We start from the raw sequence: 26,294 nt of genomic DNA, 5'->3' as shown, positions 1-26,294 counted from the left end.
TCCGGCCCGGAGCGGAGCGGCCAGGTGGCGGTGACGGCTCCGGGCCGGGCCAGGCGACCGGCCGCCGGCGGTTCAGCGGATGGAGACGTGGCGGGCGGGGCCGCCGCCCAGCAGGGCCTCTCCGAGCGGGGTCAGCGTGTGCAGCACGGCGCTGCCCGTCCGGACCGTCGAGACGAGCCCGGCGTTGCGCAGCACCGCGGCGTGCTGGCTGGCGGAGGCGGGTGAGACGCCGGTCCGCTCGGCAAGCGCCGTGGTGGTGGCGGGCCGCCGCAGGGCGGCGAGCACGGCGGCCCGGGTACGGCCGAGCAGCGGGCCCAGGACGTCCGGGGCGCCTTCCGGCCGGCCCTCCGGGACCATGGGGTATATCAGGGTGACGGTCCCGCCGGGCCGGTAGCCCACCAGGGGGGCGGACGCGAAGTACGACGGGACGAGCGTCAGCCCGAGCCCGCGCAGCGGGATGTCGTAAGTGCCGACCGTGCCGACGTGCAGGACCGGTGGCTCCCACCGGCAGGTGACGCCGAGGGTCGCGAGGAGGGCGTCGACGCCGCCCCGCATCAGCGTCTCGGCGCGGAGCGCCCGATCGGCCGCGGCGGTCGCCCGGATCCGCGGCCACAGAGGTTCCATCGACGCGGTGAAGTAGTCGTCCAGCTCGCTGACGAGGGTCTGCCGCGCCTCCGTGTCTCCGTCGGCGAGCTCCCGGTACCACCCGGAGACCTCCCGCGATGGGTTCAGGTGGCTCAGGTCGACGGCGAGCTGGGCGGTGGGCGTCCGCCTGATCCGCTCGATGCCCGCAGAGAAGTCCCCGGCGTCCGGCTGGCACAGGAAGGCCGGCATCGCCTCGTCAGAGGAGACGAGGTCGAGGAGCCTCCCGGCCCGGGTCCCCGAACCGGTGGCCATCCCCCTGTTCCATTCGAGTACGGCGGGCCTCGACCAGCCCGCGCCGCCCGGCGCGCCGCGGAGCCGGCGCAGGCTCAGTCCGATCTCCAGCAACGCGTCCGGAGCCGGGGCGAGCGTGACCCTTCGCAGGTCCGCCTCGGTGAAATGCAGACGGATCATGCCGGTCGCCTCCCGTCCGGAACCCCTTTTCGATCAGAGCTGAAAGGCGTTGCTTCCCGCGGCCGCCCGAATGATGCTCTGAAGGCGTGCCCGGAGCACGCGCCGGCCCGGGGCCCGGGGCCCGGGGCACGCGCCGGTACACCGCGACGGCCTGCGGGGGAAGATCATGTGCCTCGACGATACCGCGCCGGGCGGTCTCCGGAGGTGGATCGCCCCCGCGGGGAAGCGCCGCGGTCTCCGGAGGCGGATCACTCCCGCGGGGAAGGGCCGCTCCCCGCCCCGGGAGCCGTCCGGCCCGGCGACTCCGGGTCCGGGAGCCGGGGCGCTTCGGCCCCGGTCGACTTCGCGATCACTCGACGGGGAAGAGATGACGCCTGCCTACACGCTCCGGCCGGACGACCTTCCGGCCCGTGACCGTTTCGACGCCTGGTGGGAGGCGGAGGTCGAGCGCCTCCTGGTGCGGAGGATGCCCGGCCGCGCGGGCGCCGGCGCACTCCTCGCCGGCCTCCTATGGGATCTCGCCTCCCACGACCCCGGCGTGGACGCCCGGGTGGCCACGGCCGCCCTCGACCTGCTCGCCGCCCTCCTGACCCAGGAGCTGGGCGCGGACCGGCCCCCGGCGGACGACTCCCGCGCGAGCATGGTCGCGCGGGTCCAGGCGTTCATCGAACGGAGGCTGGCCGACCCCGGCCTCTCCCCCGCGCTCGTCGCCGCCGAGCACCACGTCTCCGTCCGCCACCTGCAGAAGCTCTTCGAGGAGCAGGGGCTGAGCGTGGCCGGCTGGATCCGGCGGCGCCGGCTCGAACGCTGCCGCCGCGATCTCTCCGACCCCGCGCGGAGCGACCTGCCGGTCCGCGCCGTCGCGGCCCGGTGGGGCTTCACCAGCGAGTCGCACTTCAACCGGGCGTTCCACGCGGCGTACGGCACGCCCCCCGCGACCTACCGCCGCAGGCTGCGGGAGTCCGGCGGTACGGCGTCCACGCCTCGGCCCGCCGATGAGACCGCCCGGACCCGGAGACGGACGGTGGACGGAGCCGCCTGAACGCATCCCGGCCGCCACGGCGTCATCGGCGAATGCGTTCGGAGAACGGCGTCAGTGGCCGAGCTTGTCGACGTGGACGACGCCGGCCTTCGGGTGAGCGGCTGTGAGGGCCGTCAGGTGGGGAACTTCGGAGGTGACGATCAGGACGGGTCCCTGCTGGGTCGAAGCCGTGGCGGCCAGCATGGCGTCAACGGCCTGGTCGGTGGTCAAGCCGGCTGCGCCGATCAGCTTCCCGGCGCGTTCCCCGATGTCCGGAGTCACCGGCTCGACCACCACACCGCCCAGGACGCGATGCACGCCGGCGTCCCGCGACCCTCCGCGAAGGATCTCCGCGAGTACGGCCGCCGACGTGATGACACGACGCCCGTCGAGATGCGCGACCTTGAGACGGATGTACATCGTCCGGTCGATCGCCGCACCGGAACGGTGATGCTCATCTTGTCGGTTCGCAGCGGTTCGCTCACCCGCCGATCCTGCCATCGGTGGGATCGGCGTGCGGTGGTCCGGCGAATCGGCGCGATGACGAAATCGCACCGTTCCAAATCAGGATTTATCCGTAAAACGGTGATCAAGGAGCTGATTCGACCCCACTCTTGATCATGAGTGGGGCGCCCCGCATCCGGCGGGTGCCCGCGTCTCGAACCAGGAACCAAGGAAGTCTCATGATCAACCGTTACCGGGCGGTGCTGGCGACGATGGCGTCGCTCGCCGCCCTGGGCGCGGCGGTGGCCTCTCCGGCGTCCGCGTCCGCGCCCGTTTCCGCGCGCACCCCGGCGTCCGCGTCCGCGCCCGTTTCCGCGTCCGGCTCCGCGCGCACCCCGGCGTCCGTATCCGCCCCGGCGCGTACCCCGGCGCCCACGTCCACCCCGGCGTCCGCCTCGGAGTCCGCCGCGCCCGTCAGCACGACCGTCGCCGCCGCGGACGACGTGTTCGTCAGTCAGGCCGAGCCCACCAAGAACTTCGCCACCGCGACCTGGCTCTCGGTCTGCGGCGGCACCTGCAGCGGCGGGTCGGCGGCCGGCCAGCGCATCGCCCTCACCAGGTTCAAGGTCACCGGCATCCCCGGGAACGCCGAGAACGTCAAGGCCGCCCTGGAGGTCACCTCGGCGCGGACGACCGACACCACCGTCACGGCCCGGACGGTGACGGGCGGCTGGACGGAGACGGCCGCCACCTGGAACACCCGCCCCGCCCTCGGTGACGCGGCCGGCTCGCACACCGGGTTCGCCTCCGGCCAGACCGCCAGGCTGGACGTCTCCACGGCCGTCACCGGCGACGGGACCTACTCCTTCGCCCTCACCCAGTCCGGCGACACCCCGACCGTGCTGTCCTCCTCGCGCGAGAGCGGCGACCGCGGACCCAGGCTGATCGTCAGCTACACCGAGGGCTCCGGGGACGAGTCCACCGCCGGGCCGCTGCCGTTCACCCTGCCCGGCACGGCGCAGCTGCGAGCCTCCGGCCGGAAGGTGTTCGCCCACTACTTCCCGCCCTACCCGATCTCGCTGGACGACCAGGACCCGGCGAGCGACTACTACGCGCGCAACTACCTCAAGCCGGACGGCGAGAGCGGCAAGCACTCCGCGTACGGCGGGCTGCTGCGCGACCGGCCGCTGGGGCGCGCCCCGCTCAGCGGCGACTGGGCCCTGGCCGACTTCAAGACCGAGGTGCGGCAGGCCGTCGCCGCGGGCCTGGACGGTTTCACCGTCGACATCCTGTCGGTGACCAGCGCCCAGTGGACGCGGGTGCGGAAGCTCGTCGCGGCGGCCGAGGCCGTCGACCCGGGTTTCAAGATCGTGCTCATGCCGGACATGAACGGCCTGGCCTCGGTCGACGCCGCCACCCTCGCCACCGCCCTGGCGGATCTCGCCGCCTCGAAGTCGGTCTACCGGCTCGGTGACGGCCGGCTCGTCGTGGCCCCGTTCAAGGCCGAGGGCCGCACCGCCGCCTGGTGGTCCGACTGGATGAGGACCATGGAGACCCAGCACGGGATCAAGGTGGCCCTCGTGCCCTGTTTCCTCGACTTCAACAAGTACCGCGACGCCTTCGGCCCGATCAGCTACGGCTTCTCGAACTGGGGCAACCGCAACCCCGCGGCCAACTCCGCCCTGACGGCGAACATCGACCGCGCGCACGGCATGGGCAAGATCTGGATGCAGCCGGTCTCGGTCCAGGACGAGCGCCCCAACCAGGGGATCTACGACGAGGCGGGCAACACCGAGAACCTCCGGGCCACCTGGAAGGGCGCGATCGACGGCAAGGCCGAGTGGGTGCAGCTCACCACCTGGAACGACTACTCGGAGAACACCCAGTTCGCCCCGTCGCGGAACGCGGGCCCGACCTACCTCGACATCAGCGCGTACTACCTGACCTGCCACAAGCTCGGCTGCCCGACGATCACCAAGGACGTGGCGTACCTGACCCACCGGGTGCAGCCGTACGCCGCCCAGCCGTCCTACCCGCAGACCAAGATCATGAAGCTGCGCGGAGGCGGCACGCCGTCCCGCGACACGGTCGAGGTGCTCACCATGCTGAGGGACGCGGGCAAGGTGTCGGTCACGGTCGGCGGCGCCACGCAGACCTACGACGCGCCCGCCGGGGTCTCCGCCAGGACATTCGCGCTGAAGCCGGGGACCGTCTCGGCGTCGGTCACCCGGAACGGCGCATCCGTGGCCGCGGTGACCTCGCCGTACGAGGTCACCGCGGCGCCGTACGTGCAGGACCTGCACTACCGCGCGGTCTCCAGCGGCAGACCCTGACGGACCCGGCGGCACCGCGCCCGCCCTCCCGCCCGCGAGGCTCACGAGGCTCGCGAGTCCGTAAGCTCCGTGAGGTCCGGAGCATCCACGGGACCGCGAGGGCCGCGGGATCGTTCCGGGAGGGCGGGCACGGCCCCCTCCCGGGCCTGCGGTCCGCGGTTCCCATGTCTTCACCATTCGGATGTCATGAGAATCGGGATTCAATATGTATCCTGATGTCGTGACGATGGGCGAGGAGCGATGATGGCGCGGTTGACCCGGGCGCAGCAGCAGGAGCGCACCCGCGCGGCGGTGCTGGACGCGGCGGGCCGGGAATTCGCCGAACACGGATACGCCGGGGCGAAGATCGACCGGATCGCCGAGCGGGCCGAGATGACCCGCGGCGCGGTGTACTCCAACTTCCCGACCAAGCGCGCGCTGTATCTGGCCGTACTGGTCGGCCTGGTCGAACGCTCCACCGGCGCCGGCGAGACCGCAGGGACTCCCAGAACCACTGGAGCCCCTGGAGCCCCCGGGCGGACCCCGCGGCCGTCACCCGCCTCGGTGGCCGGGTCGCTGGGCTCCTTCGCCAGGGCCTGGCTCGAACGGCTGCCGTTGAGCGGCGACTCGCCGGCCGACGGTCACCTGCGGCTGCGCTCGCTGACCGGCGTGCTCGACGACGAGCCCTCCCGGACCGCGCTGGCTCAGGTCGCCCGCTTGGAGGCGCTGCTGCTCGCCCTCGCGCTCGAGTCGCACCCGCCGCGGAACGCCCGGCGGGTACGGCTGGCCGAACTGGCTCTGACGCTGCTGAACGGCTCGGCGGGCCTGGCCGAGACCGCGCCCGGGTTCGGCGACCCGTTCGACGTGGTGCGGGCCTGCGGCCATCTGGCCGGGATCGACCTGGCGGACGCCTGGAACCCGCCTCACCTGCCCTACGTCTCCCCCGCACGCCCCTGCGACGATCCCTGGATCCCGACGGCCGGGGTGTCCGACCGGATCACCGGCCGCCGGGCCGACCTCGGCGACGACGGTGTGATCGCGGTCCTGGGGGCCGGGCGGCTGGCCGCGGCGGAGGAGGCCGTCCGCGGCGCCCTCCCGGACGACCGGGTGACGGTGGTCGCCGTGACGGGCGACCCGGCGGAGATCGGCCGCCTGGTACGGCTCAGGATCGACGATCTCACCGCGTGCCTGCGGCGCGTGTTCGCCGCCGACGCGTGGCCGTCCCTCCGCGTGGTGCTCGACGACCACGCCCAGGCCGCCGCGGCCCTCGGCCTGCCGGGCGTCGGCGACGCCACCGAGGCCGCCGTGCGCGTCCGGGACGGCAGGATCGTCGCCCGGGCCGAGGGCCGGGGCGCGGCCCACGCCGTGGCGACCGCCGGCGCTCCGGACGTCACACGATCCGGCGGGAGCGGGGCATGACGACTCCCCCGACTCCCCCGGCCGGCGACCTGCGGGTCCTCCACGCCCTCCGCTGTGCCGGGTTCGCCGACACGGCCAGGGTGGCCGCGGTGACGGGGCTCGGCGAGTCCGACGTCGAGTCCGAACTCATCGACCTCGCCGTCGCGGGCCACGTCACGTACACGGCGGGCGTCTTCGGCGGGTGGGGCCTCACCGAGGCCGGCCGGGCCGCCGACGCCCGGCGGATCACCGAGGAGCTGGAGGCGGCCGGCGCCCGGACCGCCGTGGCGGTCGCGTACGACCGCTTCCTCGTCCTCAACCCGGAGCTGCTCGACATCTGCGGGGCCTGGCAGCTGCGCTCCACCGACGACGTGCCGGTGGTGAACGACCACACCGACCTCGCCTACGACGCCCGGGTCCTCGGCGTGCTCACCGATCTCGACCGGCGCGCCCAGAGGGTCTGCGCGGACCTGGCCGCGGCGCTGCCGCGGTTCGGGCGGTACGGCGTCCGCCTCGCCGGCGCGCTCGCCCGGGTGGCCTCGGGCGACCTCGACCACGTGACGAACGACATGGAGTCGTACCACTCGGTGTGGTTCCAGCTCCACGAGGACCTGCTCGCCACCCTGGGCATCCCCCGGTGACCCGCCGGCACGGGCGGCCGCCGACGAGATGGATCCGCCCGCTCTCGCCGGACGCCGGGGAGACGGCCGACGTCATCGGGGGCAAGGCGTACGGCCTCGTTCTGCTGCGGCGGCTCGGGCTGCCCGTGCCGCCGGGGTTCGTCATCGGCACCGACGCGTGCCGCGCCTTCCTCCGTGACGGGCGGCCGCCCGACGGCCTCGGCGACGAGCTGGCGGCCGCCGTCGCCACCCTGGAGGAGGCCACGGGCCGCAGACTCGGCGGGCCGGAGAGACCGCTGGCGGTGTCCGTCCGCTCCGGCGGGCGCGAGTCGATGCCCGGCATGATGACCACGATCCTCAACCTCGGTCTCACCGCCGCGGCCACGACGGCCCTGGCGGCGGAGACGGGTGACGCCCGGTTCGCGCTCGACGCGCGGCTGAGGTTCCTGTACGGCTTCGCCACCGCGACCACGGACCTGACCGCGGAGACCCTCGACACCGTCGTGGGCGAGGCGACCGGACGCGGATCCGGCGGCGTCTTCGCGGGTGAGGCGACCGGACGCGGATCCGGCGCCGCGGCGGATGAGGCGGCCCGGCACGGGGTGGACGGGCCCGGCGACGCCCCGGCCCGCCTGTCCCGGGCGATCCACGAGGTAGAGACCCTCATCGCGCGGCGCGCCGGCCGGTCCGTCCCGGACGACGCGGCCGAGCAGCTCGGGCAGGCCGTCGCGGCGGTCTTCTCCTCATGGGAGACGCCGCGCGCGACGACCTACCGCGAGCTCCACGCCATCCCGCACGACCTCGGCACGGCCGTGGTCGTGCAGGCCATGGTGTTCGGGAACCGCGACGGCCGCAGCGGCACCGGGGTCGCGTTCAGCCACGATCCCAACACCGGCGAGCCGGTCCCGTTCGGCGAGGTCCTCTTCGGCCGCCAGGGCGAGGACGTCGTCTCGGGCAGATCGTCGACCCTCCCCCTCCGCGACCTGGCCGACCGGGAACCGGTCGTGTGGGCCGCCCTCCTGGACGCCCTGGACCGCGTGGAGGCGCACTACCGCGACGCGTGCTACCTGGAGTTCACCTTCGAGGCGGGTGAGCTGTGGCTGCTGCAGGCCCGCCCGGGCCGGTTCACCGGCGCCGCCGCCGTCCGTCTCGCGACCGGCCTCGCCGACGAGGGCGTGATCGGACGTCACGAGGCACTGCTCAGGGTCTCCCCCCACCATCTCCGGCACGCCGGCGCGGTCCGCCTGACGACGGCCGGCGAGGCCGGTCTTCTCGCCCGCGGGCTGGGGGCGTGCCCGGGTGTCGCGGCCGGCCGGGTGGCGGCCACCGCGGACAGCGCGGTCCGGATGGCCGTGGAGGGCCCCGTCATCCTGGTGCGTCCGGAGACCTCCCCGCTCGACATGCACGGCATCGCCGCCGCCGCCGGAATCGTCACCGCCCGCGGCGGCCCGGCCAGCCACGCCGCGATCGTCGCGCGGGCGATGGGCAAACCGGCCGTCGTGGGGGTCGCGGGCCTCACCGTCACCGGCGGCTCCGTGCGGGCCGGCGGGCGGGTGCTCCCCGAGGGGACGCTCATCTCCATCGACGGGACCGGCGGCGAGGTCGTCCTCGGCAGCCCTCCGCTCACCGCGTCCGCGGCCGACCCCCACCTGCGCAGGCTGCTCGAATGGGCCGACGAGGCGTCGGGCGACGCCTCCGACCGCCCCGCCCCCCAACGCCTCGCCGCCGCCCACGCCGCCCTCGGACGGCGCCCGTGACTCAGGATCAGGCGCCGGGGCCCGAAGATGTAGTCGATCTTCGAGTTGCCCGAGGTGGGAGCGCCGGTCGGCGGCGGACGCGGCGGGCTTTCCCAAGCGTTTCCGAAGTTCCCGCAGGTTTCTGGAGCCCGAACGTTCACCGGGCTCCAGAGCGGACTCACCGCCGGGTCAACCGATGTTCGCCTGCGGGCCGGCGTAGGTCTTCAGCAGGGACGGGACGTTCGCCGTGGGATCGAGGGTGTAGGAGTAGAACGACTTCGGATCGAACGCCGAGCCGCCGGTCTCCCGCTGTCCGGTGCAGCTGACGCAGACGCTGCCGCTCTCCTTGATCTCGGCGGTGTCGTCGCGATAATAGGGGTCCTTGACGTGGTCGTAGTAGGTGTTCTCCAGCACCATCCTGGTCCTGCCGCGCGAGTAGTTGCCGTAGCCCTTCACGTTCTGCATGTAGTTGTTGTAGAGGTGGGCGTAGGCGACGTTGTCGGTGCTGGGGTTGCGCACGTTGGTGTCGTGGATCCAGTTGTGGTGGATCGTCATGCGCGCGGTGACGTTGTCGGTCCAGCCGATGCCGAACGCCTTGTTGCCCTCGGCGATGACGTTCCAGGACACCGTCAGGTAGGTGGTGTCCTTGCGGCTGTCGATCAGGCCGTCGTTCATCCGCGCGATGTAGTTGTGGTCCAGCCAGACGTGGTGGGAGGTGTCCATCTGGACGCCGTCGTAGTCGAACTCCTTGTCGTCGGGGTCGTCCTCGGCCATCCGGGTGTCGCGGATCTGCAGGTTCCGGATGATCACGTTGTGCACGTTGTTGAGGTTGAACCCGCCGTTGACGATCTGGCCGCTCGTGCCGACGCCGACGATCGTCTTGTCCGACGCGACGCTGATCTCCTTGCCGTACGGCGTGACCTTGATCGGCGCGGTGACCTTGATGACGTAGGGGCCGGCGGAGCCCGCGTACTTGATCAGGTCACTGAGGGTGCTGACGTTGACGGTCTGGCCGCCGGCGCCGCCGGTCGTGCCGTTGTCGCCCATCCCGCTGGTCCCGGCGAACCCGTCCGCCCTGTCCGGCCAGTTGCGCCCCCCGGCGGGCGGTGGGGTCGGGGTGACCGTGGGGGTTGCGGTCGGCGTGGGTGAGGGTCCGGTGGTGGAGCCGGTGCAGGTGACGCCGTTGAGGGTGAACGCGGCCGGCTTTGGATTGGAGCCGGAGAAGGCGCCGTTGAAACCGAGGGAGACGCTTCCCCCGGTGGGGATGGAGCCGTTGTAGTCGACGTTCTTGGCGGTGACGTTCTGGCCGCTCTGGCTGTAGGTCGCCGACCAGCCACTGGTCACCTTCTGACCCGGGTCGGGGAAGGCGAACCCCAGGGTCCAGCCGTCGATCGCATCGCCCAGGTTTCTGACCTCGATGCTCGCGGTGAACCCGCCGTCCCAGTCACTGGTGGTGTACGTGACCGCGCACCCGGCCGCGGCCTGGGCCGGAGTCGCGACGGCGAACGCCGAGGCGGCGAGGGGAACCGCCACGGCGGCCGCGACGGCCAGCCGGGCCCCGAGGGTCCGGCGAGAGATCGTACGCATTCGAATCTCCTGTGTTCGGGGAGGGGTGTTCACGCGGCGGTCCGTGGAGACGACCGCCGCTCATGACCGACAGGACCGGCCGGGCGCGTCCGGCGTCCGGGGCAGCCCGGAGTCAGCCGATCGGGTTCCACCCGTCGGAGCCGGCCAGGTATCTCTGCGGGGTGTAGTTCGCGGCCTGGGAGTCGCTCATCTGCCGCCGGTTGGAGTTCACCGTGGCTCCCGCGCCGGTGTTCTTGTATTCATAGAACCTGGCGTTCTTCCAGGAGTTGCCGGACATGTCGGTCCACGGCTGGGAGGTCTTGATGGTCGCGCTGAGCGACGACTCCCGGTAGAGCACCTGCGCGTCGGGGCCCCAGGGGCGGCCCAGCTGGGTGGTGTTGTTCGTCGCCCCGGTGATCCGGGACCGATAGATGAGGAAGCCGTAGGTCTTGGAAGGGTCGGTCCTGGCGGCGGTGATCGGGCCGCCGGTCGTGCGCTTCTCGTAGATGTCGCAGTCGTCGAGCACGATGGTGCCGCCGCCGAAGATGAAGTCGACGGTGCCCTCGATGTAGGAGCCCTTCGCGTAGGTGCGGGCGGCGTCGTTGACCAGGAAGGTGTCCTGGTCCCCCAGCAGCCGCACGTTGGTCAGGACGCTCCGGTCGGCGCTCAGGTGGAGCGCGACGGCCTGCTGGCCGCTGTCGGCCCAGTTCTCCTCGAAGTCGTTGGAGACCGTGAGGTTGGTGAGGGCGGAGTCGTGGCCGTGCACGAACGCGGTGGCGCTGTTCGAGGTGCCGTACTGCGCGGCGCTGTGGTTGTTGACGATCACGACGTCCCTGGGCGACGAACCCAGCCCCTGGAGGGTGATGTACGGCTTGTCCTTGGGGATCGTGACGATCTCCCGGTAGGAACCCGGCTTGATCGTGATGACCTTCCGGCTGGAGTTGCCCGAGGCCACCGCGTCGATCGCGGCCTGCACCGTCCGGTACTTGCCGCTCCCGTCGGCGGCCACCGTGGGCGTCCCGCCCGTGGGGGGCGGGGTGGAGGTGGGCGTGACCGTCGGGGTGACCGTGGGGGTTGCGGTCGGCGTGGGTGAGGGTCCGGTGGTGGAGCCGGTGCAGGTGACGCCGTTGAGGGTGAACGCGGCCGGCTTGGGATTGGAGCCGGAGAAGGCGCCGTTGAAACCGAGGGAGACGCTTGCGCCGGTGGGGATCGAGGCGTTGTAGTCGACGTTCTTGGCGGTGACGTTCTGGCCGCTCTGGCTGTAGGTCGCCGACCAGCCACTGGTCACCTTCTGACCCGGGTCGGGGAAGGCGAACCCCAGGGTCCAGCCGTCGATCGCATCGCCCAGGTTTCTGACCTCGATGCTCGCGGTGAACCCGCCGTCCCAGTCACTGGTGGTGTAGATCACCGTGCACCCGGCCGCGGCCGACGCCTGGGTGGCGGGCAGACCGGCGACGAGACCGCCGACGACCAGCGCGGCCGTGAGGGCGGCCGTACGGCGTGCCGGCCGTCGTGCGGAGACGACGCGGCGGCGGTGCGCCGGTGTGGACGCGCGTGTCCGACCTGATGATTTCACGGAGGGGTCCTCTCAAGGGTGCCGCTTCGGGCTCGTGCATCATCGGCTCCCCTCCGGGACGGGAAAAGCCCTGACCCCGCCGAATAGGAATTCGCACAGTTCAGAGCCGTTACCTTTGGAAACTTTCTATGAAAATTTCACTTAATTTACGAAAATTTACGATTCTCGACACCGTCCGATATCCCGCCCGTCTCCGAGACCGACACCGACGCGCACTCGGAACCATCCCCGCGCCGGGAGGCGGCCCGATTCCCGGCGACCCCACCCGCGGAGATGCGGTTCCCGGTGCCGGGCCGCAGCCTCACCGCCCTCAGACGTACCGGTAGGGGGCCTGGGAATTGTCGTACCTGACCTGGTCACGGGTGGCCGTGGTGACGCACACCCGGTCGACCGGGGTGGCCTCGCGCCACACGTATCCCTGCAGGCAGGTGTCCGGCCCGTACGGCCCGTAGCCGGCCCGCCTGTAGGGGGCCATGGCGTTGTCGTACCTCGCCCGCTCCCGGGTGTCCGGGGTGACGCACACATAGTCGGCGACGGCGGCCTCCCGCCACACGTATCCCTGGAGGCACCTGGGCTGCCACCCGCCGCCCGCCGTACGGCCGGCCCGGTCCGGCCGGTCCACCCGGTCCGCCGCCCCGGCAGGTGGCAGCGAGAGTCCACCGGCGAGGAAGACCACGGAGAAGGCGAGGAACAGGCCCCGCCCCAGAACACCACCGATCATGAAAGCCCCCGCTCATCAGGCCGCACCCACCTCGGCGGGACGCGCGACCTCGATCTGATCCTTGTTTTCGCAGGTTAAGCGGCGGCAGACGAGGTGTGAGGGCTGCGCCACGGCGTGTCGTGGCACCGGCGACCCGGCCGAGCGCCCGAGCGACGACCATGAACGGCCGAGCCCGCGCTCGGCATGGCCTACCCGCCCACCTCGAACCGCACGCGTCAGCGTCGGCAAAATTAGGCAACCTAAGCTGCCTTACCCTATGCAACCTCGGTAGCCTAAACTGGTGATGAAGAAGCGGGACCTGGAGCGGCGGATGCGAAAGCTCGCCAAGGAGTACGGCGTGGCCGTTCACTCCACCGAAGGGGGGAGTCACACCAAGTGGCATGCCGGTTCGGAGGCGATGCCGGTGCCGCGCCACGCGGAGGTCAACGAGCGGACGGCGAAAGGAATCCTGGAGAACTGAGAGGTCATCCTCGTCGAGGTCGCGAAGGAGCAGGAGGAGCAGTGAGCGAGCGTGACGCCTACACCATCACCGCCGGAAGAAGTGACGGCTGGTGGGCGCTGACCGTCTCCGGCCCCGGTCTCAAGCGCGACCATCACACGCAGGTGAAGCGTCTGGAGCACGCGGAGGGGATGGCTCGCGATCTGGTGGCCACCATGCTGGATGTGGACGCCTCCGAGATCGACGCCGATTTCGACCTGACCGTGGCCGACGACGAAGTGGTCACGGAACTGCAGGCCACCCTGCTCGCCCGGCTCGCGGCGACTCTGATCAGGCAGCGGGCTGCCAAGGTGACCCAGGCGACGGTGACCGACCTGGCACGCAGAGGTTACGTTCACCGCGACATCGGTTACCTGCTGGGCATGTCGCACCAGGCCGTCGGGAAGCTGCTCAGCGATTCGGAGAGGAACGTGACCGCTCCCACGGACGACGCGGAAGCACCCCGCCCAGCGGCTTCCTCCCGTGAGAAGGCGGCCGACCTCATGACGCGTGACGCGGAAGCGCTGTTGAGGTCCTGTCTCCTCGACGCGGCCGAGGGCGATCCGGCGAGCCTCAGGCCGAACAGACTCCGGGCGCTGGGAGAGCGGCTGCGCCACCGCGGGCAACCGGCCGGGACGTGACGAACCCCGCCGCCCGGATCACGACGGCGGGGCTCCCGCGTGACGGCGGCCGTTCAGGACGCGCCCCCTGGCCCCATCCCGGCTCTGACGCCGCACGAACGTCCCGCGTCATCTCGGCGCGTTGGAAAACGGCTCTGAACGCCTTCGCCATCATCTTCGAAGGCCGCCTCACCCCAGCCATCCGATAGAACTGATTCAAGATCGAGTCACACCGTTCACTGGACACCCCGCTAGGACCGCTCGGACCCGGCGCGGCCGCTCGTGACCGCGCCGGCGGCCATGCGGAGCGTGTCGGTCTCGAACGTGAGCCGTGAGGCGTCGGCGGGGAGCGCGCGCTCGATGAGGAGGCCGTTGAGGACGGTCATCAGGAACCGTGCGCGTCGCTCGACGTCGTTCGCCGGAACCGCGCCTTCGCCGGCGAGGACGGTCAGCCATCGCTCGATGCGGTGCAGTCCCAGCCGCTCCAGCGAACGGTACGTGGCGACCTGGTCGTCCGCCGGACCGGACGCGATGTACGTCTCGTGGATCGCGCGCCAGTGCTCACGCGCCCGATCTCCGGTACCGATCTGCGAGAGCAGCTGCCGCAGGCAGTCGACGAGGCGCTCCGCCGGCGCTCGTCCGGTGTCGAGGATGGGGTCGTCGGGGATGTCGACGTCGTAGAGGCCGGCGACGACGGTGTCGATGAGCGCTTGCTGCGTCGGGAAGAAGTGGCGGAGCGAGCCCATGCTGACGCCCGCTCGCGCGGCGACTCCCCGGACGCTCAGCCGAGCGGCCGGGTTCTCTCCGAGCATGGTCGCCGCGGCGATCAGGATCCTGTCGCGCGTGTCTCGTTTCGCTGGACGGTCGTTCATCGTCGGAACCTCCTCACACCCCATTTTTAGCACAGTGTGCTACCTTCACACGAAATAGCACACTGTACTAATGATGCCGCGGCCGAAGAGCAGGAGGTTCTCAGGTGGATCTCCCCGTGCGCTTCCCGGCCGCGGTGAACCTCACGGCCGCCCTCGCAGCGATCGCGGGCGGCATCGAGCGCGCCCTGCGACCGCGTTCGAACCGGCTCGACACTCTCGCGAGCTGACCAGGAGAAAGGACACCATGACGAACACCACCGAGGGCTGGCTCCTCCGAGCCGACGAGCCCGCACCCCGGCCTCGCGTGCCCGCCGGCGTCGAATACCACCGCGTCTACGCGGGCGGCAAGCGCCGGATCCTGCGCGGCATCCTCGCGATCGTGCTGCTGTTCGCCGGGCTCATCGGCTTCGCGCAGCTGTTCCTGATCGGCGCCGCCGTCATCGACGAGCGGCTCCTCGGCCGTACGGGCTTCACTCCGCTGCAACAAGCCGCCGGCGCGCTGTCGCTCGCCGTGCTCATCCCCTACAGCATGCTGCTTCAGCGCCTGCTCTACGGCGTGCCCGCAGGCTCGCTGCACTCCGTTTCAGGACGTTTCCGCTTCGGTGTCCTCGGCCGCTCGCTGCTCGCCTTCGGACCGCTGCTCCTCCTCGTCGTCTCCATCGGATTCTTCCTCATACCCGGCGAGGCGGTCCCCTGGACGGCCGCCGATCTCGTCGCGTTCATCATCATCAGCGCGCTGCTCAGCCCGCTTGCGGCGGCCGGCGAGGAGTACGGACTGCGGGGCCTGATGTTCCGCGTCGTCGGCGGCTGGACCCGCGGCGCCCGCTCCGGGGCGATCCTCGGCGTCATCGTCACGACCGTGCTGTTCTCGCTCTTCCACGGCACACTCGATCCCTATCTGCTCACCTCGTATCTCGTGCTGTTCTCGGCGCTGGCGATCGTCACCTGGCGCACCGGCGGGCTCGAGGTCGCCGTCGTGCTGCACGCCATCTACAACGCCACGGCGTTCGTCCTCGCCACGGCACTCCATCTCGACCTCGGCGGAGCCCTCGGCAGTCGCGGCGAGGCGGTCGGTTCGGCCGAGAACCTGGTGCCCAGCGCCGGGATCGCCGTCATCACCGCGATCGTCTGGTGGACGACCCGGAAATCGGGCCCCGCACGCACGCCTTCGGCGTGACACGGGGGCGGCGTGAGCCAGGACGCATCGCGTCGATCACCGTCGAGAACGATCCCGATGGCGTCCAGCCGCCCTTCCACATTTACATACATGATGCATGTATGTATTGTCCTTCGCGTCATCACTCTGGAAGGGGCGGGCATGCGGGCGATGCGGCAGTCGGCGTGGGGGGAGGCCGAGGCCATGACGTTGGCCGAGGTGGAGAGGCCCGCGCCGGTCTTCGGTGAGGTGCTGGTCGAGGTGATGGCGGCCGGGGTCAACCCGGTGGACGTCTTCACGCGCCGGGGCCAGGCGTACAACCGGGTGCTCGACCTGCCGTTCGTCAACGGCTGGGACGTGGCGGGGACGGTGGTGAGCACCGGCTACGGCACGACCCGGTTCCGGCCCGGCGACCGGGTGTTCGGGATGCCGTGGTTCCCCCGGGCAGCGGGCTGCTACGCCGAGTACGTCACCGCTCCCGCCCGTCACTTCGCCCTCATGCCGGAGGGTCTGGGCTTCACCGAGGCGGCGGCGCTGCCGCTGGCCGGGCTGACGGCGTGGCAGATGCTCACCGAGGTCGCCGCCGTCGCCCCGGGGCAGCGGGTCCTCGTGACGGGCGCCGCCGGGGGCGTGGGGCACCTGGCGGTACAGATCGCCAAGGCCCACGGCGCCCATGTGACCGGCACCGCGAGCGCCGCCAAACACGATTTCGTCCGCGGACTGGGGGCGGACGAGGTGATCGACCACACCACGACGGAGGTGTCCGCCGCGGCGCGTGACATGGACGTCGTCATCCAGATGTTCGGCGGCGAGGCGGGGCTCAGAGCACTGGAGTGCCTGCGGCCGGGCGGCGTCCTGGTCAGCGGGCAGGCGGCCTGGACCGCCGGTTTGCACGAGCGCGCCGGCGAACTCGGCGTACGCGCCGCGGCCTACCTCGTCGATCCCGACGGCGCCGGACTCGACGCGCTGGCCGGCCTCGTGACCGAGGGACGGGTGAAGGTGCACGTCGACGCGGTGTTCCCGCTGGCGGAGGCGGCCAGGGCGCACGACCTTCTCGGCACGGGGCGTACCAGGGGAAAGATCGTGCTCGCCGTCGGCGAGATGAGGGAAGAAGGCGGAGATGTCTGAACAGCACACCACACCGGCCGACGTGGTCCGGGCTTACGCGCAGGCGAAGAGCCGCGCCGACATCCGGGAGGCCATGCGGCACTGCGGCCCGGACGTCGTCTTCGAGACGATCGCGTTCCAGGCCGTCGCGACCGGCGCCGACGAGGTCGCCCGGCAGAACACCGCGTTCCTGCGCGCCTTTCCCGACTACGGCGTGGAGCTCGAATACCTCGTCGCGGCGGATGACCTGGTCGTCGGCGCCGGGACGATCCGGGCCACCATGGCGGGGAGCCTGGTGGGCATCGAGCCCACGGGCAGATCCTTCGCGCTGCCGTTCGCCTGCCACTGGAGGGTGCGGGACGACCTGATCGCGCATGAGAGGTTCTTCTTCGACTTCCACCGGATGTGCGAGCAGCTCGGGCTGTCCACCGCCGACGCCGCGGCGCGGTTCGCGGCCTGGCGGGAGCGGGCGGAGGCGGTGGCGCGATGACGACGTACGTGCTGGTTCACGGGGCCTGGCACGGCGGCTGGTGCTGGCGGCACGTGTCCGCGCGGTTGCGGGAGGCCGGTCACGAGGTCCACGCTCCGACACTGACCGGCCTCGGTGAGCGGGCCCACCTGGCCGATCCCGGGATCGGCCTGCGGACGCACGTGGACGACGTGCTGGGCCTGCTGAGATACGAGGATCTGCGGGATGTCGTACTGGTCGGGCACAGTTACGCCGGCCTCGTCGTGCGCGAGGCCGCCGACCGGGCGCCGGAACGCGTCTCCCGGATCGTCATGGTGGACGCCTGGGCGGGCCGGGACGGTGAGTCGCTGGACGACCTGGCCCCCGGGTTCTTCCTCGACTGGATCGAGTCGGTCACCGTGAACGGCATGATCCCGCCTTCCCCGGCGGCCGCCGTCGGCGTGACGGAACCGGACCAGGCGGCCTGGCTGGAGTCCCGGCTGACGGCCCATCCCCGGCGGACGTTCTCCGAGCCGACCCGGTTGTCCGGAGCCGTCGACGGAATCCCGTGCCGGGCGGTGCTCTGCACCCCCGGCGGCCCCATGCCGTTCCCGCGACTGGCCGAGGAGCACGGCTGGGCGGCCACCGTCCTGGACGCCGGCCATGACGCCATGGTCACCGCGCCGCGGGCGCTGGCGGACATCCTGCTGCGGCACACGTATGTGCCCTGATCCGGGGTGCGCACCGGGTGGTTCGTCATGGGAGCGGGCGGCCGAGCCGGCTCCCATGACGAACCGCTGGAAAAACACGTTCACCGCGCGTGTTCTTCTATCCTCGGACGCAGAGCGAGGGGGGACGGGCGGGTGGCAGGGAACACGGGTGCGCGCCGGAGCCAGCACGAGCGCACCAGGGCGACCACGGGCGCCCTGGTCGCGGCGGCCCGCGAGCTTTTCGTCGGCGACGGTTTCGCCGCCGCCTCCGTGGACTCGATCTGCGCCGGGGCCGGCGTGACCCGTGGCGCGTTCTACCACCACTTCAGCAACAAGGAACACGTCTTCCGCGAGGTCTACGCCGCCGAACAGGAAAAGCTCGCCGTGATCGTCCGGCAGGCGTTCCAGGCCCGGCGGGATCCGTGGGACGGGGTGGCGGCGGGCTGCCGACGTCTGCTGGAGGCGTCCCTTGAGCCCGCCGTACGCCGGATCACGCTGGTCGAGGCGCCGGCCGCGCTCGGCTGGTCCGCCATGCGCGACATCCAGGCCGGGTGCAAGGAGCAGATGCGGCGAGGGCTGGCCATCGCGATGGAGGCCGGATGCATCCCGGACCGGCCGCCGGCCCCGGCCACCTCGCTGCTGTACGGGGGGATCTGCGAGAGCGCCCTGGACATCGCACGCGCCCCGGACCAGCGTGCCGCGCTGGAGGACTCGCTGGCGGAACTCGAACTGGTGCTCGCCGGCGTCGCCCACCGCTCGGCTCCGGGCTGCGCGCACACGGGATGAAGGAGCGGCGTGCCCGTTCCCCCGGACGGTCCGGCCCCGGGATCCGGGCCGCCGGCGGGTTCCGGGATCACCGTGGCCGGGCTCCGGCCGAGCGGCGGTCACCCGGAGGCCGGCTCCGGGACGGTGAACCCCGCCCACCCGGCACGGAGACATCGCCGGTCGTCACATTTCGGCGCTGACCGAACCGTCCCCGGCCTAGCCTCTGGCTCGGACACGAATCCCAGCTCAGGAGACAGCCGTGGCGGACGAGAACCCGATGACCGACGACCGTGACCCGTCCGACGTCGTGACCGCGACCGTCGATCACGTGCTGGAGCTCGCGTCGACCTGGACCGCCTGGAACGGGCGGCCGTTCGCCGTCGACGGCCGGACCTATACCCCGCACAAGGCGATCCGGCGGGTCGCCGACCATCTCATCGATCACCTCGCCGAGACGGAGGCGCGGCTGGCCGGCGCGGAGCCGTTGCCCGACCACTGGCACGCCTCCGCCAGCACCACGGACGCCGACCTGGCCGCTTTCACCGAAGCCGACCTCGACGAGGCCCGCAGCCGTCTCACCCGGCTGGCTCAGATCTGGGCGGTACGACTGCGTTCACTCACCCCGCATGACCTGGACCACTCGCCCGGCCGGGGCTGGACCATCCGGCAGATCGCCTTCCACGTCGGGGAGTCCGCCTACTACGCCGACGCCGTCGGAGACCTGTCGCGCTGATCGCGCCCACGGTCACGCCCATCAGCCGGCCCTCACCGGCGGAGGCACGGTCACCAGGCCGCGCTCAGGCATCACGCCGCCCGCGATCGCGGCTGAAGAGCCGTGGGCGAGAGGCCGTTCCGCCGGTTGCGCGCTCTCGCGGAACGGGGAAGGAACAGTGGTCGTCCAGAGACCCCGTCCGGACACGGGAAACCTCGCCGCCGAATACCGGAGGCGGGGTTTCCGCATGTCAACGGCTACTTGAGAAGCTGGCGGGCCATCACCATGCGCTGGATCTGGTTGGTGCCCTCGTAGATCTGGGTGATCTTGGCGTCGCGCATCATGCGCTCCACCGGGTAGTCGCTGGTGTAGCCGTACCCGCCGAGGAGCTGCACCGCGTCGGTGGTGATCTCCATGGCCGCGTCGGAGGCGGCGCACTTGGCGGCGCTGGAGAAGAACGTCAGGTCGGCCTGCGGCTCGCCGTGCATGGCCAGCTCGGACCGGGCGGCGGCGGCGTAGGTGAGCTGCCGGGCGGCCTCCAGCTTCATCGCCATGTCGGCGAGCATGAACTGCACGCCCTGGAACTCGGCGATGGCCTTGCCGAACTGCTTGCGCTCCTTGACGTAGCCGACCGCGTAGTCGAGGGCGCCCTGGGCGATGCCCAGCGCCTGGGCGGCGATCGTGACGCGGGTGTGGTCGAGCGTGGCCAGGGCGGTCTTGAAACCGGTGCCCGGCGCGCCGATCATGCGGGACGCCGGGACGCGGACGTCCTCGAGGATGACCTGGCGGGTCGGGGAGCCCTTGATGCCGAGCTTCCTCTCCTTGGGCCCGAAGCTGACGCCCTCGTCACCCTTCTCCACCACGAACGCGGAGATGCCGCGCGCCCCCGCGCCCGGCTCGGTCACGGCCATCACCGTGTAGTACTCCGACACCCCGGCGTTGGTGATCCACATCTTGGCGCCGTTGAGCACGTAGTGGTCGCCGTCGGCCACGGCGCGGGTCTTCATCGAGGCGGCGTCGCTGCCCGCCTCGGCCTCCGACAGGGCGTAGGAGAACATCGCCTCACCTCGCGCGACCGGAGCGAGATAGCGCTGCTTGAGCTCCTCCGACGCCGACAGCAGCAGCGGTACGGTGCCCAGCTTGTTGACCGCGGGGATCAGCGAGGACGACGCGCAGGCCCGCGCCACCTCCTCGATGACGATGACGGCCGCCAGGGCGTCGCCCCCCGCGCCGCCGTACTCCTCGGGAACGTGGATGGCGTGCAGGTCGGCGGCGACCAGCGCCTTGTAGACGTCCCAGGGGAACTCTCCCGTCTCGTCGGCCTCGGCCGCACGGGGGGCGATCTTCTCGTCGGCGAGGGCGCGGACGGTCTCCCTGAGCATCTGGTGCTCTTCAGGCAGGGCGTAGAGAGGGAAGCTCATGGGCAAATAGTAGGACGTCCAACAATGTATGGACCGATCCATCCCGTGTGAGATGCATCGCTGCCTGTTTATGCAGGTGGCAAAGTGGTCTCCTATGATGCCGATACCCTGACGGCACAGAATCGGGCAGAACCGAAAGGAACGCCAGTGGCCTACCGCCTCACGATGGTGGGAACCGGATACCTGGGTGCGACGACGTCCGCGTGCATGGCGGAACTGGGCTTCGAGGTCCTCGGCGTCGACGTCGACGCCGAGAAGATCGCTCGGTTGCAGGCCGGGGACCTGCCCATCCACGAACCGGGTCTGGAGGAGATCCTGCGGCGCAACCTCGCCGCGGGCCGGCTGCGCTTCACCACCTCCTTCGAGGAGGCCGCCGCCTTCGGCGACGTGCACTTCCTGTGCGTCGGCACTCCTCAGAAGGCCGGCGAGTACGGAGCCGACGTCTCCTACCTCGACGCCGCGATCGAGGCTCTGGCCCCGCACCTGGATCGCGAGTGCCTGGTCGTCGGCAAGTCCACCGTCCCGGTGGGCACCGCCCAGCGCCTGGCCGACAAGCTGGCCCGGCTGGCGCCCATCGGCGCCGGAGCAGAGCTGGCGTGGAACCCGGAGTTCCTACGCGAGGGCTACGCCGTCCAGGACACCCTGCGGCCCGACCGGATCGTGCTGGGCGTGGCCTCCGACAAGGCCGAGAAGGTCATGCGGGAGGTGTACGCCTCGATGCTGGAGGCCGGAACCCCGCTGGTGATCACCGACTACCCGACCGCCGAGCTGGTCAAGGTCGCCGCCAACGCCTTCCTCGCCACCAAGATCTCCTTCATCAACGCGATGGCCGAGGTCTGCGAGGCCGCGCACGCCGACGTCAAGCAGCTCTCGCAGGCCCTGTCCTACGACGACCGCATCGGCGGCAAGTTCCTCAACGCCGGGCTGGGCTTCGGCGGCGGCTGCCTGCCCAAGGACATCCGCGCCTTCATGGCCCGCGCGGGCGAGCTCGGCGCCGACCAGGCGCTGACGTTCCTGCGCGAGGTGGACATGATCAACATGCGCCGCCGGGCCCGCATGGTCGACCTCGCCCGCGAACTGGCCGGCGGTTCCTTCCAGGGCTGCTCGATGACCGTGCTGGGCGCCGCGTTCAAGCCGAACTCCGACGACATCCGCGACTCGCCCGCGCTCGACGTCGCCGTCAAGATCAGCGAGCAGGGCGGCCGGGTCACCGTCTACGACCCCATCGCCCAGGAGAACGCCCGCCGCGCCCACCCGCACCTGTCGTACGGCGAGTCCGCGATGGAGGCGGCCCGCGGGGCCCACGTCGTGCTGCTGCTCACCGAGTGGCGGGAGTTCGTCGAACTGGACCCCGAGGAGCTGGGCGCCGTCGTGGCCTCCCGCAAGATGGTGGACGGCCGCAACGCCCTCGACGCCGAGGTCTGGCGCAACGCCGGCTGGCACTACCGCGCCCTCGGCCGCCCGTAACCGGGCCGCACCGGCCGGAGGCGGCACCCGCCGGGCAGGACGCCGTGGCCCCCATCGGCGTGATCCCGGCCGCCGTCACGGAGTGCCGGCGCGGACGCGCGTCCTGACCGCCCGGTGCGAGATCCCGCGGAACGGGACCTCGCACCGGGCGGTCCGGCGTCAGCCTCCCTGGACGCGTCCCTCGGGGCCCGCGTCGTTCTGACCGCCCTGGGGCCGGGCCTCGGGGCCCGCGTCCCCCCGGGGATCCACGGGTTCCGTGCCGCCCCGGGGGTCGGCCTCGGGGCCCGCGTCGCCGCCGCCGTAGCGTCGCTGGACGGCGTCGACGCCCTTGCCGATCTGCTCGTCGTACTTGTGGCCGGTCCGCTCGCCGGCGAACTCCTCGCCCCGGTCGAGCACCTGGTCGGCCTGGTCCGGGTGCTCCCTGGCGAGGTCCTCGGCCTTCTTCGCCCAGTCTCCGATCCCGCTCATGACGACCCCTCCCTCTCGTCCTGTACGGTCGCTCATGGCGGGCCCTACCCGGCTCCGGCGAAGACACACCGCCTCCCGCCGCGCGGGGACACTAGGGTGGCGTGATCATCGCGACCGCGAAGGAGCCACTCATGATCACTGACCCGACGCTCACCCGGATCGGCGAGGCGGCGGCGCTGAACCACCACCAGGGTCAGCGGGACGCCGCCCGCGACCTTCTCGCACGGATCTGGGATGACATCGGCGGCGAGCAGGGCGATCCGCTGCACGTCTGCGTCCTCGCCCACTCGATGGCCGACACGCAGGACGACGTGCGCGAGGAGCTGATGTGGGATCTGCGGGCGCTCGCCGCCGCCGACCTGGTCACCGACGAGCGGGCGGCCGAAGCCGGGGTGACGCTCTCGGTGACCGGCCTGTATCCGTCGTTGCACCTCAACGTGAGCGACTGCTACCGCAGGCTGGGCGATCTCGACCGCGCCCGTGAGCATCTCCGGCGGGGGCGGGCCACGATCGGCGCGCTCGGCGACGACGAGTACGGCCGGCTCATCAGGGGCGGCCTGGAGCGGCTGACCGAAGAACTGGGCGACACCGCCTGACCGCGCCCCGGGTGGTGGGCGCGGCGACGACCGGGCCTCAGCGAAGAGCCGCGGCGGCTTGGGCGACCAGCCAGCGTTCCGCTTGCTCGTAGGTCCAGCCGTTGTCATCGACCAAGGTGAAGTAGCCGGAGTATCCGAAGTAGAACCAGAGGATGTCGGTCGCCTCCGCGACGGTCATCCCCTCACGCAGCCCTCCGACGTCGCGGAGCCGGACGGCCACGGCTTCGATGGCATCGCGGTAGCGTCTCGTGGCCACGCGCAGGTCCTCGGCGAGCTCGGTGTCGTGCGGCGCGGTCGTCAATATCAGCCGCACGATGTCGCCGTACGTCTCGCGCATGTCCCGGACCACGGACGCCGTGCGCCGCAGTATCTCGTCCGGGTCGGTGAGGGTCTCCTGCCGGGAGAGGGTCTGCGCGATGACCGGCGCCTGGCTCCACAGGTCCACCAGCGTCCGGATCAGCCCCCGCTTGCCACCGGTCACCGCGTACACCGTGGCCGGCGCGACACGGGCTTCCGCCGCGATGTCCTCGACCTTCGTCGCGAAGTATCCATTGCGGGCGAAGAGCAGACGCGCCGCGTCGATGATGGCGGCTTGGGTGGCCGCGGCGTACTCGGCCCGGCGGCTTCTCGGCGGTTGGGTCATGGCCATCCGAGCATAGCCCGCGCCACTCATCAGAGTTAAGCTCTGACGAGTATGCGGTTACTCTGGCGAAATGAGTGACATGTTGACATCCGGAGCGGAATACGAAGCAGCCCGGAAGATCTGGAACGGCGCGGTGACCCGCCGGCCGCTCGCCGTCCTCCCATGCGCCGACACGGCTGACGTCCAGGCCGGGGTCCGGGCAGCCCGGGAGAGAGGTCTCCCGCTGTCGGTCCGTGGCGGCGGGCACGACTGGGCCGGTCGCGCACTGGCCGACGGCGGGCTGACGCTCGACCTGAGCCCGATGCGGCAGGTGAGCGTCGACCCGGACACCGCGGTCGCCACCGTGGCGGGCGGCGCCACCTCGGCCGACGTGGCCGCGGCCGCGCAGCGGGCCGGCCTGGTCGCGGTGACCGGGACGGCCGGTTCGGTCGGCATGGCCGGCCTGACGCTCGGTGGTGGATACGGGCCGCTGAGCGGCCGGTTCGGCCTCGCCGCGGACAACCTGCTGTCGGCCGACGTGGTGCTCGCCGACGGCACGCTGGCCACCGCCGACGAGGAGCACGACCCCGAGTTGCTCTGGGCCCTGCGCGGCGGTGGAGGCAACTTCGGCGTGGTCACCACGATGCGGATCCAGCTGCACGCGGTGCCGGCGATCCTGGCCGGGATGATCATGTTCCGGTTCGACGTGCTGCCGGAGCTGGAGGAGTCGCTGCTGCGCGGACCGGACGAGCTGACCGTGCAGGCCGGCTTCATCACAGCCCCGACCGGTGAGCCGGTGCTCTTCGCCGCACCGACCTGGTGCGGCGACCCCGAGGCCGGGACCCGGGTGCTGCAACGGCTCACCGAACTCGGCGAACCGCTGACGGCGCAGATCGGCCCGGTCACGATGACCGATCAGCTCGCACAGATCGACGCGATGTTCCCGCCCGGCCGCCACGTCGAGATCAGGACGCGCACGGTCACCGGACTCGACCGTACGGTCCAGGAGGTCCTGACCGGCGCCGCAGGCGCCATGACCTCTCCGTTCTCCGGGATCTCGCTGCACAGCCTCCACGGGGCGGCCGCCCGCGTCCCCGCCGACGCCACCGCGTTCCGCAACCGGACGCCGCACCTGATGGTCGAGACCATCGCGGTCTGGGAACCGGGAGACCCCGCCGAGGACCGGCACCGGGCCTGGGTGGGGGGAACCGACCGGCTTCCGGGCGGCTACCCCAACCTGCTCGGCCCGGAGGACACCGAGCGCACCGCCGCCGCCTTCGGACCGAACGCCGAGCGCCTGCGCGCCGCCAAACAGCGGTACGACTCCGGCCTCGTGTTCCAGGCCCCCGGAATGCTCTGACAGCCGGCATCCGCGACGTGATCGCCGCATGACGCGTACCCCGGCGGTCCTGGCCGTGGTCCACGATCAGGTGCGGGCGCCGGTCAGGCCGGCCTGGACGCGGGGCGTGAAGGAGCCGGGGAACCCGTGCCGGCACCGCGGAGACCGCGGTCCGGAACGGGTTCCCCGGGGGCGGCTCGACCGTGCCTTCACGGCATGGTCTTCACTGAAGCCGCTGGGGTAGCACGGCGGCGGAGAAGCGCCGCCGGACGGAGGAACGACGTGACCTGGAGCACCCGCGAGATCGCCCAACTCGCCGGCACCACGCTGCGAGCGGTACGCCACTACCACGAGGTCGGGCTGCTGGCGGAGCCGCACCGGCTCGCCAACGGCTACAAGCAGTACGGGGTCGCTCACCTCGTCCGGATACTGCGCATCAAGCGCCTGACGGACCTCGGGTTCTCGCTGTCCCAGATCGCGGCCATGGACGACACCGACGACCATCCGGTGGAGGCCCTGCGCAGCCTCGACGCCGAACTCGCGGTCACCATCGAACGGCTCCAACGCGCCCGCCTCGAACTCGGTTTCCTCCTGCGGCAGTCCACCCCGACCGAACTGCCGTCCGGCTTCGCCGCACCCGACGCCGTGGCGAAGATGCCGCACGCGGACCGCTCGTTCGTCGTCGTGCTGACCCGGATCCTGGGCGAGGAGACCATGCGCGCCTGGACGGACATGCTGCGCGAACCCGCCACCGACCCGGTCGCCGAGCGATTCAACACCCTCCCCCCTGACGCCGACGAGCAGACCCGCGCCGCCGTGGCCCGAGACCTGGCCCCCTACGTACGCACGCTGTACGCGAAGCACCCCGAAGCGAAGATCACAAACGCCGGCAGCCGGTACAGCAAGCGCTACGTCGAGCAGATCGTCGACAAGGCCCTGGCAGAGCTCTACAACCCCGCGCAGCTGGACGTCCTCCGGCGCACCGGCCGACTGCTGTCCGACACGGACGGCCGAGGCCATCACCGCGGAACGCGGCGGTCGCCCGGCATCTGATCGTGCCGCC

At 71.6% G+C, this 26,294-nt stretch carries 27 protein-coding genes; 18 read left to right on the top strand and 9 right to left on the bottom strand.

Annotation, left to right across the window (positions count from 1 at the left end; translation table 11 throughout):
- Positions 1-72: 72 nt before the first annotated feature.
- Positions 73-1,056 carry a winged helix-turn-helix domain-containing protein gene (locus AB0D67_RS02410; RefSeq protein ID WP_362929011.1) on the bottom strand — a complete coding sequence of 328 codons (984 nt, stop codon included), beginning with the start codon at positions 1,054-1,056 and terminating at the stop codon, positions 73-75.
- 367 nt (positions 1,057-1,423) lie between these two features.
- On the opposite strand from AB0D67_RS02410, the gene AB0D67_RS02405 reads away from it, so the two are divergent.
- Positions 1,424-2,098, top strand: coding sequence for a helix-turn-helix domain-containing protein (locus AB0D67_RS02405; RefSeq protein WP_362929009.1), 675 nt, complete (start codon positions 1,424-1,426; stop codon positions 2,096-2,098).
- A gap of 51 nt (positions 2,099-2,149) precedes the next feature.
- Here AB0D67_RS02405 and AB0D67_RS02400 read toward each other — a convergent pair whose 3' ends face one another.
- Positions 2,150-2,632, bottom strand: coding sequence for a PIN domain-containing protein (locus AB0D67_RS02400; protein WP_362929007.1), 483 nt, complete (start codon positions 2,630-2,632; stop codon positions 2,150-2,152).
- A 128-nt stretch (positions 2,633-2,760) separates the two neighbouring features.
- Here AB0D67_RS02400 and AB0D67_RS02395 point away from each other — a divergent pair, with 128 nt between their 5' ends.
- From AB0D67_RS02395 to AB0D67_RS02380, 4 genes are all read left to right on the top strand, one after another.
- Positions 2,761-4,854 carry an endo-1,3-alpha-glucanase family glycosylhydrolase gene (locus tag AB0D67_RS02395; RefSeq protein ID WP_362929005.1) on the top strand — a complete coding sequence of 698 codons (2,094 nt, stop codon included), beginning with the start codon at positions 2,761-2,763 and terminating at the stop codon, positions 4,852-4,854.
- A gap of 243 nt (positions 4,855-5,097) precedes the next feature.
- Positions 5,098-6,252, top strand: a complete 1,155-nt coding sequence (locus AB0D67_RS02390) for a TetR family transcriptional regulator (protein ID WP_362929003.1) — start codon at positions 5,098-5,100, stop codon at positions 6,250-6,252.
- Entirely contained in the window at positions 6,249-6,872 is a 624-nt protein-coding gene (locus tag AB0D67_RS02385) for a transcriptional regulator (RefSeq protein ID WP_362929001.1), read from the top strand. The genes AB0D67_RS02390 and AB0D67_RS02385 overlap by 4 nt, the downstream gene beginning before the upstream one ends.
- The gene (locus AB0D67_RS02380) at positions 6,869-8,608 is read left to right on the top strand and encodes a pyruvate, phosphate dikinase (protein WP_362928999.1); all 1,740 of its coding nucleotides are present in this window, start codon (positions 6,869-6,871) and stop codon (positions 8,606-8,608) included. Before AB0D67_RS02385 ends, AB0D67_RS02380 begins: the two co-directional genes overlap by 4 nt.
- A 168-nt stretch (positions 8,609-8,776) precedes the next feature.
- Here AB0D67_RS02380 and AB0D67_RS02375 read toward each other — a convergent pair whose 3' ends face one another.
- The 3 genes from AB0D67_RS02375 to AB0D67_RS02365 form a co-directional block, all read right to left on the bottom strand.
- Positions 8,777-10,174, bottom strand: a complete 1,398-nt coding sequence (locus AB0D67_RS02375; protein ID WP_362928997.1) for a cellulose binding domain-containing protein — start codon at positions 10,172-10,174, stop codon at positions 8,777-8,779.
- A 112-nt stretch (positions 10,175-10,286) separates the two neighbouring features.
- Positions 10,287-11,729 carry a pectinesterase family protein gene (locus tag AB0D67_RS02370; protein ID WP_362928995.1) on the bottom strand — a complete coding sequence of 481 codons (1,443 nt, stop codon included), beginning with the start codon at positions 11,727-11,729 and terminating at the stop codon, positions 10,287-10,289.
- A gap of 310 nt (positions 11,730-12,039) precedes the next feature.
- A complete protein-coding gene (locus AB0D67_RS02365) occupies positions 12,040-12,450 on the bottom strand; it encodes a hypothetical protein (protein WP_362928993.1) in 411 nt (136 codons plus the stop codon).
- Between the two features lie 280 nt (positions 12,451-12,730).
- On the opposite strand from AB0D67_RS02365, the gene AB0D67_RS02360 reads away from it, so the two are divergent.
- Positions 12,731-12,910: a hypothetical protein gene (locus tag AB0D67_RS02360; RefSeq protein WP_362928991.1), complete on the top strand. Its 180-nt coding sequence runs from the start codon at positions 12,731-12,733 to the stop codon at positions 12,908-12,910.
- Between the two features lie 41 nt (positions 12,911-12,951).
- Positions 12,952-13,569: a hypothetical protein gene (locus AB0D67_RS02355; RefSeq protein ID WP_362928989.1), complete on the top strand. Its 618-nt coding sequence runs from the start codon at positions 12,952-12,954 to the stop codon at positions 13,567-13,569.
- Between the two features lie 230 nt (positions 13,570-13,799).
- On the opposite strand, the gene AB0D67_RS02350 is transcribed toward AB0D67_RS02355, so the two are convergent.
- On the bottom strand, positions 13,800-14,420 hold the full coding sequence (locus AB0D67_RS02350; protein ID WP_362928987.1) for a TetR/AcrR family transcriptional regulator: 621 nt from the start codon (positions 14,418-14,420) through the stop codon (positions 13,800-13,802).
- A gap of 104 nt (positions 14,421-14,524) precedes the next feature.
- Between AB0D67_RS02350 and AB0D67_RS02345 the strand changes: the two genes are divergently transcribed.
- The 7 genes from AB0D67_RS02345 to AB0D67_RS02315 all read left to right on the top strand — a co-directional run bounded on the left by AB0D67_RS02345 (position 14,525) and on the right by AB0D67_RS02315 (position 19,339).
- Positions 14,525-14,647 carry a hypothetical protein gene (locus AB0D67_RS02345; protein WP_362928985.1) on the top strand — a complete coding sequence of 41 codons (123 nt, stop codon included), beginning with the start codon at positions 14,525-14,527 and terminating at the stop codon, positions 14,645-14,647.
- A 17-nt stretch (positions 14,648-14,664) separates the two neighbouring features.
- Complete coding sequence (locus AB0D67_RS02340; RefSeq protein WP_362928983.1) at positions 14,665-15,597, top strand: type II CAAX endopeptidase family protein; 933 nt, start codon at positions 14,665-14,667, stop codon at positions 15,595-15,597.
- 141 nt (positions 15,598-15,738) lie between these two features.
- Positions 15,739-16,704, top strand: coding sequence for an NADP-dependent oxidoreductase (locus tag AB0D67_RS02335; protein WP_362928981.1), 966 nt, complete (start codon positions 15,739-15,741; stop codon positions 16,702-16,704).
- Positions 16,697-17,173: an ester cyclase gene (locus AB0D67_RS02330; protein ID WP_362928979.1), complete on the top strand. Its 477-nt coding sequence runs from the start codon at positions 16,697-16,699 to the stop codon at positions 17,171-17,173. Before AB0D67_RS02335 ends, AB0D67_RS02330 begins: the two co-directional genes overlap by 8 nt.
- Complete coding sequence (locus AB0D67_RS02325) at positions 17,170-17,862, top strand: alpha/beta fold hydrolase (protein ID WP_362928977.1); 693 nt, start codon at positions 17,170-17,172, stop codon at positions 17,860-17,862. Before AB0D67_RS02330 ends, AB0D67_RS02325 begins: the two co-directional genes overlap by 4 nt.
- A gap of 132 nt (positions 17,863-17,994) precedes the next feature.
- Positions 17,995-18,627, top strand: coding sequence for a TetR/AcrR family transcriptional regulator (locus AB0D67_RS02320; RefSeq protein ID WP_362928975.1), 633 nt, complete (start codon positions 17,995-17,997; stop codon positions 18,625-18,627).
- Between the two features lie 238 nt (positions 18,628-18,865).
- Positions 18,866-19,339 carry a hypothetical protein gene (locus tag AB0D67_RS02315; RefSeq protein WP_362928973.1) on the top strand — a complete coding sequence of 158 codons (474 nt, stop codon included), beginning with the start codon at positions 18,866-18,868 and terminating at the stop codon, positions 19,337-19,339.
- Positions 19,340-19,575: 236 nt separating this feature from the next.
- On the opposite strand, the gene AB0D67_RS02310 is transcribed toward AB0D67_RS02315, so the two are convergent.
- Positions 19,576-20,739, bottom strand: a complete 1,164-nt coding sequence (locus AB0D67_RS02310) for an acyl-CoA dehydrogenase family protein (protein WP_362928971.1) — start codon at positions 20,737-20,739, stop codon at positions 19,576-19,578.
- Positions 20,740-20,886: 147 nt separating this feature from the next.
- Between AB0D67_RS02310 and AB0D67_RS02305 the strand changes: the two genes are divergently transcribed.
- Positions 20,887-22,206 carry a UDP-glucose/GDP-mannose dehydrogenase family protein gene (locus tag AB0D67_RS02305; RefSeq protein ID WP_362928969.1) on the top strand — a complete coding sequence of 440 codons (1,320 nt, stop codon included), beginning with the start codon at positions 20,887-20,889 and terminating at the stop codon, positions 22,204-22,206.
- A gap of 159 nt (positions 22,207-22,365) precedes the next feature.
- Here the strand turns inward: AB0D67_RS02305 and AB0D67_RS02300 are convergent, their stop codons facing one another.
- Positions 22,366-22,674 carry an antitoxin gene (locus tag AB0D67_RS02300; RefSeq protein WP_362928967.1) on the bottom strand — a complete coding sequence of 103 codons (309 nt, stop codon included), beginning with the start codon at positions 22,672-22,674 and terminating at the stop codon, positions 22,366-22,368.
- Positions 22,675-22,805: 131 nt separating this feature from the next.
- Between AB0D67_RS02300 and AB0D67_RS02295 the strand changes: the two genes are divergently transcribed.
- On the top strand, positions 22,806-23,270 hold the full coding sequence (locus tag AB0D67_RS02295; RefSeq protein WP_362928965.1) for a hypothetical protein: 465 nt from the start codon (positions 22,806-22,808) through the stop codon (positions 23,268-23,270).
- Positions 23,271-23,307: 37 nt separating this feature from the next.
- Here AB0D67_RS02295 and AB0D67_RS02290 read toward each other — a convergent pair whose 3' ends face one another.
- Positions 23,308-23,913 (bottom strand): helix-turn-helix domain-containing protein, encoded by a 606-nt coding sequence (locus AB0D67_RS02290; protein ID WP_362928963.1) that lies wholly within the window; start codon positions 23,911-23,913, stop codon positions 23,308-23,310.
- 70 nt (positions 23,914-23,983) lie between these two features.
- Between AB0D67_RS02290 and AB0D67_RS02285 the strand changes: the two genes are divergently transcribed.
- Together AB0D67_RS02285 and AB0D67_RS02280 are read left to right on the top strand one after the other, a co-directional pair.
- On the top strand, positions 23,984-25,252 hold the full coding sequence (locus tag AB0D67_RS02285; protein ID WP_362928961.1) for an FAD-binding protein: 1,269 nt from the start codon (positions 23,984-23,986) through the stop codon (positions 25,250-25,252).
- A 261-nt stretch (positions 25,253-25,513) separates the two neighbouring features.
- Positions 25,514-26,284: a MerR family transcriptional regulator gene (locus AB0D67_RS02280; RefSeq protein ID WP_362928959.1), complete on the top strand. Its 771-nt coding sequence runs from the start codon at positions 25,514-25,516 to the stop codon at positions 26,282-26,284.
- The last annotated feature ends 10 nt before the right edge of the window (positions 26,285-26,294 follow it).

It is taken from the genome of Streptosporangium sp. NPDC048047, assembly GCF_040653115.1.
GTDB lineage: Bacteria > Actinomycetota > Actinomycetes > Streptosporangiales > Streptosporangiaceae > Streptosporangium.
Note: the sequence above shows the minus strand (reverse complement) of the source record. Positions and strands in the feature narration are given on the sequence as shown.

Excerpts from the sequence above, each read along its gene's own strand:
- AB0D67_RS02410 (WP_362929011.1), bottom strand. The coding sequence starts at position 1,056 with ATGATCCGTCTGCATTTCACCGAGGCGGACCTGCGAAGGGTCACGCTC.
- AB0D67_RS02405 (WP_362929009.1), top strand. The coding sequence starts at position 1,424 with ATGACGCCTGCCTACACGCTCCGGCCGGACGACCTTCCGGCCCGTGAC.
- AB0D67_RS02395 (WP_362929005.1), top strand. The coding sequence starts at position 2,761 with ATGATCAACCGTTACCGGGCGGTGCTGGCGACGATGGCGTCGCTCGCC.
- AB0D67_RS02390 (WP_362929003.1), top strand. The coding sequence starts at position 5,098 with ATGGCGCGGTTGACCCGGGCGCAGCAGCAGGAGCGCACCCGCGCGGCG.
- AB0D67_RS02385 (WP_362929001.1), top strand. The coding sequence starts at position 6,249 with ATGACGACTCCCCCGACTCCCCCGGCCGGCGACCTGCGGGTCCTCCAC.
- AB0D67_RS02375 (WP_362928997.1), bottom strand. The coding sequence starts at position 10,174 with ATGCGTACGATCTCTCGCCGGACCCTCGGGGCCCGGCTGGCCGTCGCG.
- AB0D67_RS02365 (WP_362928993.1), bottom strand. The coding sequence starts at position 12,450 with ATGATCGGTGGTGTTCTGGGGCGGGGCCTGTTCCTCGCCTTCTCCGTG.
- AB0D67_RS02350 (WP_362928987.1), bottom strand. The coding sequence starts at position 14,420 with ATGAACGACCGTCCAGCGAAACGAGACACGCGCGACAGGATCCTGATC.
- AB0D67_RS02340 (WP_362928983.1), top strand. The coding sequence starts at position 14,665 with ATGACGAACACCACCGAGGGCTGGCTCCTCCGAGCCGACGAGCCCGCA.
- AB0D67_RS02335 (WP_362928981.1), top strand. The coding sequence starts at position 15,739 with ATGCGGGCGATGCGGCAGTCGGCGTGGGGGGAGGCCGAGGCCATGACG.
- AB0D67_RS02330 (WP_362928979.1), top strand. The coding sequence starts at position 16,697 with ATGTCTGAACAGCACACCACACCGGCCGACGTGGTCCGGGCTTACGCG.
- AB0D67_RS02325 (WP_362928977.1), top strand. The coding sequence starts at position 17,170 with ATGACGACGTACGTGCTGGTTCACGGGGCCTGGCACGGCGGCTGGTGC.
- AB0D67_RS02310 (WP_362928971.1), bottom strand. The coding sequence starts at position 20,739 with ATGAGCTTCCCTCTCTACGCCCTGCCTGAAGAGCACCAGATGCTCAGG.
- AB0D67_RS02300 (WP_362928967.1), bottom strand. The coding sequence starts at position 22,674 with ATGAGCGGGATCGGAGACTGGGCGAAGAAGGCCGAGGACCTCGCCAGG.
- AB0D67_RS02295 (WP_362928965.1), top strand. The coding sequence starts at position 22,806 with ATGATCACTGACCCGACGCTCACCCGGATCGGCGAGGCGGCGGCGCTG.
- AB0D67_RS02290 (WP_362928963.1), bottom strand. The coding sequence starts at position 23,913 with ATGACCCAACCGCCGAGAAGCCGCCGGGCCGAGTACGCCGCGGCCACC.
- AB0D67_RS02285 (WP_362928961.1), top strand. The coding sequence starts at position 23,984 with ATGAGTGACATGTTGACATCCGGAGCGGAATACGAAGCAGCCCGGAAG.